Origin of the sequence: Catellatospora aurea (genome assembly GCF_042663325.1) — a bacterium.
Taxonomy (GTDB): domain Bacteria; phylum Actinomycetota; class Actinomycetes; order Mycobacteriales; family Micromonosporaceae; genus Catellatospora; species Catellatospora aurea.
This window is the reverse complement of record NZ_JBHTAC010000068.1, coordinates 1-13,066: the sequence shown is the minus strand read 5'-3', so window position 1 is coordinate 13,066 and position 13,066 is coordinate 1. Positions and strand designations below refer to the sequence as shown.

General features: G+C 72.3%; 11 protein-coding genes. 5 read left to right on the top strand and 6 right to left on the bottom strand.

Going from position 1 to position 13,066, the window contains the following annotated elements:
• Positions 1-22: 22 nt before the first annotated feature.
• The 4 genes from ACFQO7_RS35970 to ACFQO7_RS35955 form a co-directional block, all read right to left on the bottom strand.
• Complete coding sequence (locus ACFQO7_RS35970; RefSeq protein ID WP_360540719.1) at positions 23-748, bottom strand: ABC transporter ATP-binding protein; 726 nt, start codon at positions 746-748, stop codon at positions 23-25.
• Positions 745-1,581 carry an ABC transporter ATP-binding protein gene (locus tag ACFQO7_RS35965; protein WP_376810581.1) on the bottom strand — a complete coding sequence of 279 codons (837 nt, stop codon included), beginning with the start codon at positions 1,579-1,581 and terminating at the stop codon, positions 745-747. The genes ACFQO7_RS35970 and ACFQO7_RS35965 overlap by 4 nt, the downstream gene beginning before the upstream one ends.
• 301 nt (positions 1,582-1,882) lie before the next feature.
• Complete coding sequence (locus tag ACFQO7_RS35960; protein WP_376810580.1) at positions 1,883-2,986, bottom strand: acyl-CoA dehydrogenase family protein; 1,104 nt, start codon at positions 2,984-2,986, stop codon at positions 1,883-1,885.
• On the bottom strand, positions 2,983-4,170 hold the full coding sequence (locus ACFQO7_RS35955) for an acyl-CoA dehydrogenase family protein (protein ID WP_376810579.1): 1,188 nt from the start codon (positions 4,168-4,170) through the stop codon (positions 2,983-2,985). Before ACFQO7_RS35955 ends, ACFQO7_RS35960 begins: the two co-directional genes overlap by 4 nt.
• 230 nt (positions 4,171-4,400) lie before the next feature.
• On the opposite strand from ACFQO7_RS35955, the gene ACFQO7_RS35950 reads away from it, so the two are divergent.
• Both ACFQO7_RS35950 and ACFQO7_RS35945 read left to right on the top strand, forming a co-directional pair.
• Positions 4,401-4,610: a DUF3311 domain-containing protein gene (locus ACFQO7_RS35950; protein ID WP_239167841.1), complete on the top strand. Its 210-nt coding sequence runs from the start codon at positions 4,401-4,403 to the stop codon at positions 4,608-4,610.
• A gap of 53 nt (positions 4,611-4,663) precedes the next feature.
• Positions 4,664-6,268, top strand: a complete 1,605-nt coding sequence (locus ACFQO7_RS35945; protein WP_376810598.1) for a sodium:solute symporter family protein — start codon at positions 4,664-4,666, stop codon at positions 6,266-6,268.
• Between the two features lie 138 nt (positions 6,269-6,406).
• Here ACFQO7_RS35945 and ACFQO7_RS35940 read toward each other — a convergent pair whose 3' ends face one another.
• On the bottom strand, positions 6,407-7,159 hold the full coding sequence (locus ACFQO7_RS35940) for a hypothetical protein (RefSeq protein ID WP_376810578.1): 753 nt from the start codon (positions 7,157-7,159) through the stop codon (positions 6,407-6,409).
• A 257-nt stretch (positions 7,160-7,416) separates the two neighbouring features.
• On the opposite strand from ACFQO7_RS35940, the gene ACFQO7_RS35935 reads away from it, so the two are divergent.
• From ACFQO7_RS35935 to ACFQO7_RS35925, 3 genes are read left to right on the top strand one after another with little or no spacing between them, the layout of a single operon-like run.
• The gene (locus ACFQO7_RS35935; RefSeq protein ID WP_376810577.1) at positions 7,417-10,464 is read left to right on the top strand and encodes a putative bifunctional diguanylate cyclase/phosphodiesterase; all 3,048 of its coding nucleotides are present in this window, start codon (positions 7,417-7,419) and stop codon (positions 10,462-10,464) included.
• A gap of 22 nt (positions 10,465-10,486) precedes the next feature.
• Positions 10,487-11,740 carry an aminotransferase class I/II-fold pyridoxal phosphate-dependent enzyme gene (locus tag ACFQO7_RS35930; RefSeq protein WP_376810576.1) on the top strand — a complete coding sequence of 418 codons (1,254 nt, stop codon included), beginning with the start codon at positions 10,487-10,489 and terminating at the stop codon, positions 11,738-11,740.
• Positions 11,741-11,768: 28 nt separating this feature from the next.
• The gene (locus ACFQO7_RS35925) at positions 11,769-12,263 is read left to right on the top strand and encodes a DUF309 domain-containing protein (protein WP_376810575.1); all 495 of its coding nucleotides are present in this window, start codon (positions 11,769-11,771) and stop codon (positions 12,261-12,263) included.
• Positions 12,264-12,266: 3 nt separating this feature from the next.
• On the opposite strand, the gene ACFQO7_RS35920 is transcribed toward ACFQO7_RS35925, so the two are convergent.
• Positions 12,267-12,725 (bottom strand): hypothetical protein, encoded by a 459-nt coding sequence (locus ACFQO7_RS35920; RefSeq protein ID WP_376810574.1) that lies wholly within the window; start codon positions 12,723-12,725, stop codon positions 12,267-12,269.
• Between the last annotated feature and the right edge of the window lie 341 nt (positions 12,726-13,066).

The window sequence follows — 13,066 nt, the reverse complement described above, 5'->3', positions numbered from 1 at the left end:
TCTAGCTCTTGTCGGGGCGGGCTCAGAAGCCCAGGTAGGCGTGGCGCAGTTCCTCGTCGTCGCGCAGCCGGTCGGCGCTGGTCGCGGTGACGATCCGGCCGAGCGACATGACCACGGCCTCGTCGGCGACCGACAGCGCGCTGCGTACGTTCTGCTCCACCAGCAGCACGGTCAGCCCGGTGGTGTCGCGCAGCTGCCGCAGCAGCGCCATGATCTGGGCGATGACGCGGGGCGCGAGGCCCAGCGACGGCTCGTCGAGCAGCAGCAGTTTCGGGCGGGCGACCAGGGCGCGGCCCAGCGCCAGCATCTGCCGCTCGCCGCCGGAGAGCTGGTGACCCGCGCTACGGCGGCGCTGTGCGAGCGGCTCGAACAGCTCGTACACCTCGGTCAGCGCCTTGGCCGCGTCGGCGCGATCACGCCGCCACAGCCCGCCGAGCCGCAGGTTCTCGTCGACGGTCAGCTCGGCGACCACACCCCGGCCCTCGGGCACGTGCGCCATGCCCCGGCGCACCAGCTGCTCCACCGGCACGTCGCGCAGCGGCCGGCCGCCGTAGACGACCTCGCCGCCGCTCGGCTTGACCAGCCCGGACAGGGTGCGCAGCAGGGTGGTCTTGCCCGCGCCGTTGGCCCCGAGCACCGCCGCGATGGTCCCGGCCCGCACGGTGAGGTCGACCTCCTGCAGCACGGGCGCCGCGCCGTACCCGGCGGTCAGGCCGTTGACCTGCAGGATCACGTCGTCAGCGGTCATGCCGAAGCCTCCTGGCGGCTGGTGGTCGGGGTGGCGGCGTCGGCCTCGGCCCCGAGGTAGGCCTCGGCGACCGCCGGGTCGTCGCGTACCTCCTGCGGGGTGCCGGTGGCGATGAGCCGGCCGAAGTCGAGCACCGCGATCCGGTCGCAGACCTGCATCACCAGGTCCATGTGGTGCTCGACCAGCATCACCGAGCAGCCCGCCTCGGCCGGCAGGGTGGTGATCAGCGCGGCCAGCTCCTCGATGTCCTGCGCGCCCAGCCCGCCCGCGGGCTCGTCGAGCAGCAGCAGGCGGGGGCGGCCGGCCAGCGCGCGGGCCAGCGCGACGCGCTTGCCGACCGCGTACGGCAGGGTGCCGGGCAGCGCCTTGGCGTACGCCGCGACGTCGAAGCGGTCCAGCAGCGCCAGCGCCTCTTCGCGCAGCCGCCGCTCATCGCGGTCGCTGCGGGGCAGGCCGAGCAGTCCGGAGAAGAAGCCGGCGCGGGCGGTGCAGGTCGCGCCCGCCATCACGTTCTCCAGCACGGTCAGCCCGCGGAACAGGCCGACGCCCTGCAGGGTGCGGGCGATGCCGAGCCCGGCCAGCCGGTGCGGGGCGGGCGTCAGGCGTTCGCCGTTGAGTTCGAGGGCGCCCGAGGTCGGCCGGACCAGCCCGCAGACCACGTTGAACAGCGTGGTCTTGCCCGCCCCGTTCGGGCCGATCACGCCGACGACCTGGCCGGGGGCCACTTCGAGCGACACGTCGTCGAGCGCGGTGAGCCCGCCGAAGCGCACCCCGATGCCCCGCAGGAACAGGCTGTGGCCTGCCGCGTGTGTCTGCCCGGAAGGCGGTCTCATCGTCACCTCTACAGGTCGGTCGGGGTCGATATGAGGGAGGGCTAAGTTATTACACTAGGAGTGTAGGTTTGGGAAACCGCTCGTCAATACCCTTGTTACGACCCCGTGACCTCACTGCGCGAAGCCGCTCAAATCACGTGATCCACGGGTACCGCCGAGCCCGGCGCCCGCTTTGGACACCGTCCAGTCGATCTTTATTTGCACACCCGGTGAAGCAACATCCGCGCCGCGTCGTGCAGTTTCGCGGAAACTGCGGGAATCCCGGTGGGCTTTCGTGCACTTTCCCGGAAACCGTATGCCGTCAGGCCGGCGCGAGGTCGGCGAGGGCGGCCAGCGCCGCTCGGTGGTGGGCGGCGGTGCCGTAGGCGACCGACGCGCTCTTGGCCCGTTTCAGGTAGAGGTGTGCCGGGTGCTCCCAGGTGAAGCCGATACCGCCGTGCATCTGCACGCACTCCTCCGCCGCCCGCACCGCGAGCGGGCCGTTGTGCGCCTGGGCCAGGGACGCCGCGAGCCGCGCGTCAGGATCGCCCGACGCCGCGCAGGCCACGGCATACCGCGCCACCGCTCGTGCCTGGACCAGCTCCACCCACAGGTCGGCGAGCCGGTGCTTGAGCGCCTGGAACGAGCCGACCGGCCGCCCGAACTGGTACCGGGTGCGCAGGTGCTCCACCGTCGTGTCCAGACACCACTGGGCCAGCCCGAACTGCTCCGAGGCCAGCAGCACCGCACCCGCGACCAGCGCCGAGTCCAGTGCCGACGTGGCCCGGTCTCCCGCCGCCAGCAGCCGGGCGGGTGCGTTCCACATCGCGAGGTCGCACAGCGGCCGGGTCTCGTCCAGCGACACCACCGCCGTCCGCCGCAGCCCCGGCGCTTCCGCGTCGACCGCGAACAGCGCCCCGCCGGCGGGCACGATCAGGACCGTCGCCCGCAACGCGTCGGCGACGCCGCTGATCGTGCCGTTGAGCAGCGGACTGCCGTCGCCGGCCGTGGACACCTCGACATCCGGCAGCCGCCGCCCGGCCGGGCCGACGTCGAACGGCAGGGCCGGTGCGACGATCCCGCCGCCGGCCAGCTCTCGCAGCAGGTCGCTCTCGCCGAGATGCAGCAGGAGCTGCGCGGCGACGGCGGTGCCGAGGTAGGGCACGGGCGCGGCGGCGCGGCCGAGTTCCTCCAGCACCACGGCGGTCTCGGCGAGCGTCGCGCCCGCGCCGCCCAGGTGCTCGGGCACGGCGAGAGCCGCCAGCCCGGTCTCCACGGACAGCAGCCGCCACAGGTCGGCGTCGTCCGGTTCGGGGCTCTCGGCGACCCTGAGCACCCGCGCCCAGCCGGCGTGGTCGGCGAGCATGGCCCGCACCGAGTCGCGCAGTTGCTCCTGCTCTTCGGTGTAGCGCAGGTCGAGGGTCATCGGGGCAGGTCCTTCCAGGCGACGCCGGTGTCGGAACGCGGTTCGGCGGGCAGGCCGAGCACCCGCTCGGCGACGATGTTGCGCAGCACCTCGGAGGTGCCGCCCTCGATGGAATTGCCCTTGGCTCGCAGCCACCGGTACGTGGGGCCGCGGCCGATCAGGTCCAGCTCCTCGGGGCGGTCGGCCCGCCAGTGGTCGTGGCGCAGGCCCTCCGCGCCGAGCAGCTCGACTTCGACGCCGGAGATCTGCTGGGTGAGCGCGGCGAAGGCGAGTTTCATCGCCGAACCTTCCGGGCCGGGCTCGCCCGCGGCCAGCTGCTGGCGCAGCCGGACACCGGTGAGCCGCAGCGCCTCGGCGCGCACCCACAGCCGCAGCACCTCGTCGTGCAACGCGGGGCTGCGCAGCTCGGGCCGCTGCCGCCAGGTGCGGGCCAGCACGCCGATCATCCCGCCCTCGCGGGGCAGCGCGGCCCCGCCGATGGCGACCCGCTCGTTCATCAGCGTGGTACGCGCCACCGCCCAGCCCTCGCCGACCGCGCCGAGCCGCAGCTCGTCGCCCAGGCGTACACCCGACAGGAAGACCTCGTTGAACTCGGCCTCGCCGGTGGCCTGCCGCAGCGGGCGCACCTCGACGCCGGGGGCGTGCATGTCGCACAGGAAGTAGGTCAGCCCGGCGTGCTTGCCAACGGCCGGGTCGGTGCGGGCGAGCAGGATGCCCCAGCGCGCCTGGTGCGCCATGGACGTCCACACCTTCTGCCCGTCGATCAGCCAGCCGCCGCCGTCGCGTACCGCGCGGGTGGCGACGCCGGCCAGGTCGGACCCGGCGCCGGGCTCGCTGAACAGCTGGCACCAGACCTCCTCGGCGGTCCACAGCGGACGCAGGAAGCGTTCGCGCTGCTCGGCCGTGCCGTGGCGCAGGATGGTCGGGGCGGCCATGCCCAGGCCGATGCCGATGCGGCGCGGGCTGTTGTCCGGCGCGCCCGCCGCGGCGAAACGCTGGTCCACCACGGGTTGCAGCACCCTCGGTGCACCGAGCCCGCCCAGCCCGACCGGGTAGTGCACCCAGGCCAGCCCGGCGTCGAACCGGGCGCGCAGGAACTCCAGCCGCTCGCCTGCCGGATCGTGCCCGGCCAGGAAGCCGTCGACCCGTTCCCGCAGGCTCTCGGCCGTCACCGGCTCCGCCACGCTCGCCCCCACCTCGGCCCCCTTCGCCGCAAACTTGATGCACTGCCAGTGCAATATAAGCGCGAGCGGGCTCCGGCGGAAGGGGGCGGCCACCGGCGATGATCGCGAGTTGCAAGACCGGTGATTTCGCCGATGTCTCCGGCGCGTTACGACCGGACAGTGTCCTGATTACCCAGCGTGCTCCCCGGCGCCGCCGATCGTCGCCGGGACGGGGCGAGAGGAGACGTCAGGTGCCTGAACTCGGCGTACGTGCGCAACGGCGGGGATGGCGGTGGCTGCTGCTGATCCCGATCCTGGCCCCGCTGCCGGTCGGCCTCTACAACCGGCTGGAGCCGCAGCTGTGGGGCGTCCCGTTCTTCTACTGGTATCAGATCGGCTGCGCGGTGCTGGCCATGGCGGTCACCACGCTCGTGCACCGGCTGACCCGGGCGGGGCGGTGACCGTGACCGCGCGTCAGGTCGAGATCGGTGTCTTCGCCGTATTGCTGGGAGCCATGCTGGTGCTCGGCTTCGCCGCCGCGCGCTGGCGGCGGCCGCCGAGCCTGCACTCGCTGGAGGAGTGGGGTGTCGGCGGGCGCGCGTTCGGCAACTGGGTCACCTGGTTCCTGCTCGGCGGCAGCATGTACACCGCCTACACCTACATCGCGGTGCCCGCCCTGGTGTACGGCGTCGGCGCGGCCGGCTTCTTCGCGGTGCCGTTCGCCATCATGACCGCGCCGCTGGCGTACCTGATCAGCACCCGCACCTGGTCGGTCTCGCACGCGCACGGCTTCGTGACCTCGGCCGAGTTCACCCGGGCCCGGTTCGGCTCGCGCGGGCTGGCCGCCCTGGTCGCGGTCACCGGCATCGTGGCGACCATGCCGTACATCGCGGTGCAGCTCGTGGCGCTGCAGGCGGTGATGAAGACGCTCGGGGTCACCGGCGAGTGGCCGCTCACCGTCGCGGTGCTCGTCGCGTCCTTCTGCACGTTCCGGTCCGGGCTGCGCGCCCCCGCGCTGCTGTCCATCGCCAAGGACGTGCTGCTGCTGTGGCTGGTGCTGGCGATCGTGCTGCTGGTCGCCATGTCCGGCGGCTGGTCGGCGGCGTTCCGCGGGTCCGGCGAGCGCTTCACCGCCGATGTCTCCCCCGCCAGCGGGCTGCTGCTGCCCGAGGGCGGCTGGCTCGGTTACCTCACCCTGGTGCTCGGCTCCGCGCTGGCCATCTTCGCGTACCCGCACGCGCTGACCGGCATCCTGGCCGCCCGCGACCGGGCCACGGTGCAGCGCAACGCCGCCGCGCTGCCGGTGTACTGCCTGGCGCTGGGGCTGGTCGCGATGCTCGGCTTCTTCGCGATCGGGCAGGGTGTGCGGCCGGTCGGCGGGGACCTGAACACGGTCGTGCCGCAGCTGTTCCACGAAGTCTTCCCGGCCTGGTGCGCCGGCATCGCGTACGCCGCCGTCGGCGTCGCGGCGCTGATCCCGGCCGCGGTCATGTCGATCGCCGCCGCGAACCTGTTCACCCGCTCCATCTACCGCGAGTACCTGCGCCCCGGCGCGTCGCCGCGTGAGGAGGCCCGGGTCAGCCGCTGGGTGTCGCTGCTGGCCAAGTTCGGCGCGCTGATCTTCATCCTGCTACTGGACCCGCAGTTCTCCATCGAGTTCCAGCTCATCGGCGGCGTCATCGTGCTGCAGACGGTGCCCGCCGTGGTGCTCGGCCTGTGGACCAACTGGTTCCACCGCTGGGCGCTGGCCGCAGGCCTGCTCGGCGGCCTCGCCACCGGCCTGTTCCTGCTCTACCTGGTCCCGCAGCGCGCCGCCGACGGCCGCATCCTCAAGGCCCACTTCGGCGGCTCCAACCTCCCGCTGTCCCAGCTCGGCCTCGACAGCCGCTCCGCCGTCTACACCGGCCTGATCGCCCTGGCCTTGAACCTCGTCATCGTCGTGGCCGCGACCCTCCTGCTGCGCGCCCTGCGCGTCCCCGCCGGCACCGACGCCACGAGCCCCGCCGACTACTACGCCGACGCCACCACGACCGGCCCGACCAGCACCGCGCCCCGCCACTCCGACTCCCTGCTCGACGGCCCGTCCCGCCCTCGTGTCGGCGCTCACGCCGCCCGCTGACAGCGAAAGGAAGGGCACCTTCACATCGCTCCGCGATGTAGAAGGTGCCCTTCTTAACAAGGAACAGCCTCTGAACTGCGCCAGGCCGCGCCACCCCGAGGGGCGGCGCGGCCTGAGGCTGCGTGGTGGTGCGTTATGTCAGGCGGCGTACGGGCCCTGGCCGTACTTGGCCAGCACCAGGTTCGCGGCCAGCTTCTCCCACTTGGCGTAGTGGTCGGGGAAGGCCGAAACCTGCACCGTCTGGGCGGCGTCGGTCAGCGCCATCTTGTCGTAGCCCTCGACGTTCTTCAGGCCGTTGTAGAAGGCCTTCGAGGAGTAGACCGGGTCGGTGATCTCGGACGGGGTGCCCCAGCCGGCCGACGGGCGCTGCTGGAACAGGCCCAGCGAGTCGTGGTCGTTCATGTCACCCAGGTGACCCAGGTTGCGCAGGGTCGACTCCTGGGCGGCGGTCGCGACCGCGATCACCCACGCGCGCGGCGGCAGGCCCATCTTCTGGCCGGTCTCGATGATGACCTCCGCGTTGCGCTTCTGCTCGGCGGTGGGCTGGAAAGTCTCCTGGTATTCCGCGACCGGAGCCGGCATGAGCTGCTGGCTGCTGGGCGCCTTGGCGGACTGCTGGGCCTGCTTGATGGCGGGAGCCTTGGTCGCCGGCTTCGCGGCGGGTGCCGCGGCGACGGCCTTGGCCTGCACAGCGGCGGCCTCGGTGGCGGGCGCCGCGAATGCCTTGGCGACAGCCTTGGCCTCGGGCGCGGTGGCAGCCGCGGGGTTGGCGCTGGCGGGCGAGCCGGCGATGCCGGTGAGCACTGCCATGCCGGTGGCGGCGAGTACTGCCCGGAAGGACACGCGCTTGAGTGCGGGCAGGTGCCGTGCCATCAGGTCGACGTTGACCACGAGTAGGTCCCTTCGTTGGGATTGCGTACGAGGGGATTCAACCGAGGGGGCGTTTCCGGTGTTCCGGACTTGTACCCTTTGTGGTCCAGGTCTCGCGTTCCCGGCAGCCGGCCCCTCGGCGGCGGGACGAACTACGCAGGTAGCCCCTGACCTGGCCATATCTCCGGCCGCCGGTGAGCTGCGAGGCGATAAGGTATACGAAAAGCTGTCATAATTACCTAATTCGGGCCGCATGTCGCCCCGCCGGAAGGAGGAGCGTGTCAGCCCGCAAAGTGATGGCCTGGTACGGCGCCTGGATGGCCGTCCTGGCGGCGCTGTTCTACGCCCTGCCCGGCTGGCACATCGTGCTCTGGAGCGCGATCGGCCTCAGCAGCGCCGGCGCCATCGGGTACGGGCTGCGCCGCTACCGCCCCCGCCGCTGGTCCCCCTGGTTGTGGATCATCGCCGGGCTGCTCCTGCTCTCCGCCGGCGACACGCTCTACAACGTCATGACCGACGTGCTGGGCAAGGTGAACCCGTTCCCGTCCCCGGCCGACATGCTCTACCTGGCGATGTACCCCGCCGTCACGATCGGCCTGCTCGGCCTGTCGAAGGCGGGCGCGGCCAGCCGGGACCGCACCGTGCCCCTGGACGCCCTGATCGTCACGGCCGGGCTCGGCCTGCTCTCGTGGATCTTCCTGATCAGCCCGCAGATCCTCAACCAGGACCTGACCATGAGCCAGCGCCTGGTGTCGGTGGCCTACCCGCTGGGCGACATCCTGATCCTGGCCACGGTGGGCCGGCTGATCGCCGTGGTGCCGTTCAGCCCCACGGTGGCGCTGCTGACCGTGGGCGCGGTCGGCCTGCTGGCCGCCGACGTCATGTACGGCCTGGTCCAGCTGCACGGCTACTGGACCGTCGGCGGCCCGGTCGACCTGGGCTGGATCGTCTTCTACGCGTGCTGGGGCGCGGCGGCGCTGCACCCCTCGATGGCCGACCTGACCACCCCCCGCGTGGTCAGACCGCGCGAGATGCGCGCCCTGCACCAGGCGCTGCTCACCCTGTTCGTGCTCATCCCGCTCGGGGTGCTGGTGGTGGGCGTGGGACAGGGGCGGCTGAAGTACCCGATGGTCATCGTCGCGTTCGTGGTGACGACGGTCCTGCTGGCGCTGATCCGCCTGTTCGGGGTGGTCAACAGCTATCGCGGCAACACCATGCGCACCAGCGGCATCCGCGCCAGCAACGCCGCGCTGATGTCCGCGACCACGGTCGAGGGCGTCACCTGGGCCCTCAAGCGCACCGCGGAACGGCTGCTGCCGCCCGGCTCCGACTACCGCGTCGCGATGGTGATGAACGACGGCACGGCGCCCGAACTGTTCCACCCCGCGCCCACCACCATGGGCTCCCGGCTGCGCTTCACCAAGTCGCTGCCCCCGGACATCGCGGCCCAGATGGGCGATTTCGAGATCACCATGATCTGCCCGCTCGCCCTGGAGGATCGCCCCACCGGCGACCCGCACATCGGCATGCTGCTGATCTCCTCGGACGAGAACTCGCTCAGCTACCTCCAGCTGCCGATGGAGCTGGTCGCCTCGCAGGCCGCGCTGGCCATCGAGCGCATCATGCTGAGCAACGAGATCATCCGCCACAACAGCGAGCAGTACTTCCGCACCCTGGTGCACAACACCTCGGACGTGATCCTGATCGTCGAACCGGACGGCGGGCGCATCCGGTACGCCAGCCCCTCCGCGCCGTCGGTCTTCGGCACCGCGGAACTTCCCGGCAAGAACCTGTCGCAACTGGTCGACAGCCCGCACCACGCCCTGGTCGCCGACCTGTTCCGGCTGGCGGCGGCCGAGGACGACGCGGTCGACACCGCGGACTGGACCGTGCTGCGGCCCGACGGCACCGCCGTGCAGACCGAGGTCTCCTGCCGCGACCTGCGCGACGAGACGACCGTCAACGGCCTGGTGGTGACCCTGCGCGACGTCACCGACCAGCGCCGGATGGAGTCCGAGCTGACCCACCTGGCCTACCACGACTCGCTCACCGGGCTGGCCAACCGGGTGCGCTTCGCCGAGCGCATCGGCCAGGCCATCGCCCGCGCCGACGCCGACGGCAGCGTCGTCGGCGTCCTCTTCATCGACCTCGACGACTTCAAGGTGGTCAACGACACCCTCGGCCACGAGCACGGCGACCGGCTGCTGCGCGCGGTCGGCCAGCGCCTGGCCGCCGTACTGCGCACCGACGACGTCGCGGCGCGGCTCGGCGGTGACGAGTTCGCCGCCCTGATCGAGGGCGCGCCGGACGCGGCCACCATCGACGACGTGGCCGACCGGATCGTGGAGGCGCTGGCCGAGCCGTTCACCATCGACGACCGGCTGGTCTCCGGCATCGCCAGCATCGGCATCGCCACCAGCGCCGACGCCCGCAGCGCCCCGGAACTGCTGCGGCAGGCCGACCTGGCGCTGTACGTCGCCAAGGGTGAGGGCAAGGGCCAGTGGCGGCGCTACCAGCCCGACCTGCACACGGCGATCGTCGAACGGCTGGAGCTGCGCGCCGAGCTGGACCGGGCCATCGCGGCCAAGGAGTTCACGGTCGAGTTCCAGCCCATCGTCGAGCTGCGCACCGGGGTCACCGCCGGGTACGAGGCGCTGGTGCGCTGGAACCACCCCACCCGGGGCCGGCTGCTGCCGGGCGAGTTCATCGAGGTGGCCGAGGAGTCCGGGCAGATCGTGGGGATCGGCAACGAGGTGCTGCACCAGGCCGTGGCCGCCGCCGCGCGGTGGCAGCGCGAGGCCGGGCCGGCCGCGGTGCCGTACGTCAGCATCAACGTCTCGGCGCGCCAGTTCCGCACCCCCGGCTTCGTGGCGAGCCTGCACCAGACCCTGGCCGAGGAGGGCCTGCCGCCGCACCAGCTCATGCTGGAGATCACCGAGAGCCTGCTGCTGCGCGACGACGACGGCGTCTGGGAGGACCTCACCGAGCTGCGCACCACCGGCATCCGGGTGGCCATCGACGACTTCGGCACCGGGTACTCGTCGCTGAGCTACCTGCGCCACGTGCCGCTGGACGTGGTGAAGATCGACCGGCTGTTCACCAGCACCATCGCCTCCTCGGCACAGCAGGCCGCGCTCGTCGACGGCATCGTCCGGCTGGCGCACACCCTCGGCCTGCAGGTGATCGCCGAGGGCATCGAGCGCACCGTGGAGCGCGACCTGCTCTCCCGCATCGGCTGCCGCTACGGCCAGGGCTTCCTGTTCGCCCGCCCGCTCACCGGCGAGCAGGCCATCAACCTCATCACCGAGCAGAAGGTGGCCGCATGAGCGAGCGAATCGGGAGTTGGGTATGACGAAGGCGTCGCCGCACCTGCCGGATGCGCACAAGGTGCCGTCGGTCGACCAGCTCGACCGGCTGCGTGCGGTGACCCCGATGTACGACGCGGTCATCGACGAGGTCGACGGCAGGCGCATCCGGGTGGGCGGCACCTGGCTGACCGACTTCGCGTCCTGCAACTACCTGGGCTTCGACCTCGACGAGGAGATCATCACGGCCGGCGAGCGGGCGGTGCGCCGCTGGGGCACCCATCCGGGCTGGTCGCGCCTGCTGGGCAGCCCACGGCTCTACCCGGACATCGAGGAGCGGCTCACCGACCTGCTCGGCGCGCCCGACACCCTGGTCCTGCCGACGATCACGCACATCCACCTGTCGGTGCTGCCCGCGCTGGTCGGCAGCGGCGCGGTGTTCGTGGAGGCCGGGGCCCACAAGACGATCTACGACGGCGGCTCGTACGCCCGGGGGCTCGGCGCGCGACTCCACCGCTGGCACGCCGACGACCCCGACGAGCTGGTGCGCCTGCTGCGCTCGGCCGACACCGCCCACCCCCGCGTGGTATGCCTCGACGGCGTCAACAGCATGACCGGCAACATCCCCGACCTGCCCACCCTGGCGAAGATCTGCCGCGAGTGGGGCGCGCTGCTCTACGTCGACGACGCGCACGGCTTCGGCGTCATCGGCGAACGCGGCGACGGCGCGCCCACGCCGTACGGGACCCGCGGCAACGCGGTGGTGCGGCACTGCGCGGAAACGTACGACGACGTGGTGCTCGTCGGCGGGTTCTCCAAGGCGTACTCCGCGCTGCTGGCGTTCGTCGCGGTGCCGACCGCGCTGAAGGAGCGGCTGAAGCTGGCCGCGCCGCCCTACCTCTACTCCGGACCGTCACCGGTGCACTCGCTGGCGGCGGTGCTGGCGGGGTTCGACGTCAACGAGACCCGCGGCGATCAGCTGCGGCACACGCTGCACCGGCTGACCGCCCGGGTGCTGGCGCACCTGCGCTCGCTGGGCGTGCACACCCCCAACCGGGACCAGACGCCGGTCATCGAGCTGCCGCTGACCCCGGGCCACGACCTGGCCGACGTGGCCCGCCTGCTCTGGCAGCGCGGCGTGTACGTCACGCTCGCCGCGTACCCGCTGGTGCCCCGGGGGCAGGTCGGTTTCCGGGTGCAGCTGACCTCGGCGCATACCGACGAACAGGTCGACCACCTCAACACGCTGCTGACCGAACTGGACGGCCGCGGCGCACTGCGCCGCGCCCTGGCTTGACCGCGGCGGGCCGGGGCAGGATGGGGCGATGAGCGCTGGAGCGGATCGGGATCGGGATGTGGCGGGGCGGCCCCGGAACGCGCGGCCCCGTGACGAGCTGGGACGCCCGCTGCCGCACGGTGCGCCGGGGGTGCCGACCACCCCGGACGATCTGCGGCTGCCCCCCGCCGAGGCCCTCGCGCAGGCCCAGCGGCTGCTGGACGAGGGCCGCGCGTTCCACGCGCACGAGATCCTGGAGGGCGCCTGGAAGGCGGCCCCCGCACCGGAGCGGGAGCTGTGGCGCGGGCTCGCGCAGCTCGCGGTCGGCCTCACCCACGCCCGGCGGGGCAACGCCACCGGAGCCCCGCGCCTGCTGCGCCGCGCCGCGGACCGCATCGCCTCGTACGCGCCGGACCCGCCCCACGACGTCGCCGTCACCGGCCTGGTGGACTGGTCCCGGGCCCTGGCCACCCACATCGAACAGGACGGCCTGGACCGGCTCGGCCCGGACGCGCTCGTCCCGCGGCTGCGCGATCGGCCGTGACGCTCAGCCGAGCGTGATGCCGGTGATCGGGGTGCCCGGCGGCAGGTCGCGGACCTGCTCGTGGATCTGGCCGGCGATGTTCACCGCGACGGTGAAGCTCTCCACGACCACGGACTCGATGGTCACACCCCCGCCGATGACCGGCGGCGGCATGAACGTGTACACCTGGTCGGGTCCGAGCTCCAGCCCGAGGTCCGCGGCCTGCGCGGCCAGCCCGCCCAGCAGGTAGCGGTCCTGCCCCTGCTCGGTGGACAGGTCGCGCTCCAGCTCGTCGGCCGAGGCCCAGACCCGGGTGAGCGCGCCCTCGATGGTGTCGAGATACCAGCAGCCGTCCCGGCCGGCCAGGAACACGTCGCCGAACAGCGAGGTGAACAGCGGCTTCCTGCCGTCGAGGCCGAGCCACGACCACGCGTCGAGGGCCTGGGCGTACTGCTGCTCGCTGAACGTCTTGGTGAACCGCATCCGGGCAGTATGCACGACGCGGCGCAGGTCAGCCCGCGGCGAGCGCGAATCCGTCGCCCGCGGCCAGTCCGTCGACGCGGTCGAGGCTGGTCTGCACCGTCACCGGCAGGCCGCGGCGCACGGTGCTGCCGTCGCCGGGCTGGCCCGTGCTGTTCCTGCCCAGGCCTGCACGATGTCGTCTTGGGCGTGTTCGGCGGCGTGTCCCGGCCCTGGCACCGTGATCACCTCGCTGCGGCGGGATCTAGGAGAGTTGTTGTCGCCAGAGCGACAACAACTCTTCTAGATCTACGGCGCGCTGGTCAGCGGGAGCGTGGGTGAGGGTGTGGTTGGGGGTTGGGGGT

What these genes read in the sequence shown, in the direction of transcription:
- ACFQO7_RS35920 (WP_376810574.1), bottom strand. Translation starts at nt 12,725, where the DNA reads ATGCGGTTCACCAAGACGTTCAGCGAGCAGCAGTACGCCCAGGCCCTC.
- ACFQO7_RS35960 (WP_376810580.1), bottom strand. Translation starts at nt 2,986, where the DNA reads ATGACCCTCGACCTGCGCTACACCGAAGAGCAGGAGCAACTGCGCGAC.
- ACFQO7_RS35925 (WP_376810575.1), top strand. Translation starts at nt 11,769, where the DNA reads ATGAGCGCTGGAGCGGATCGGGATCGGGATGTGGCGGGGCGGCCCCGG.
- ACFQO7_RS35945 (WP_376810598.1), top strand. Translation starts at nt 4,664, where the DNA reads ATGCTGGTGCTCGGCTTCGCCGCCGCGCGCTGGCGGCGGCCGCCGAGC.
- ACFQO7_RS35965 (WP_376810581.1), bottom strand. Translation starts at nt 1,581, where the DNA reads ATGAGACCGCCTTCCGGGCAGACACACGCGGCAGGCCACAGCCTGTTC.
- ACFQO7_RS35930 (WP_376810576.1), top strand. Translation starts at nt 10,487, where the DNA reads ATGACGAAGGCGTCGCCGCACCTGCCGGATGCGCACAAGGTGCCGTCG.
- ACFQO7_RS35970 (WP_360540719.1), bottom strand. Translation starts at nt 748, where the DNA reads ATGACCGCTGACGACGTGATCCTGCAGGTCAACGGCCTGACCGCCGGG.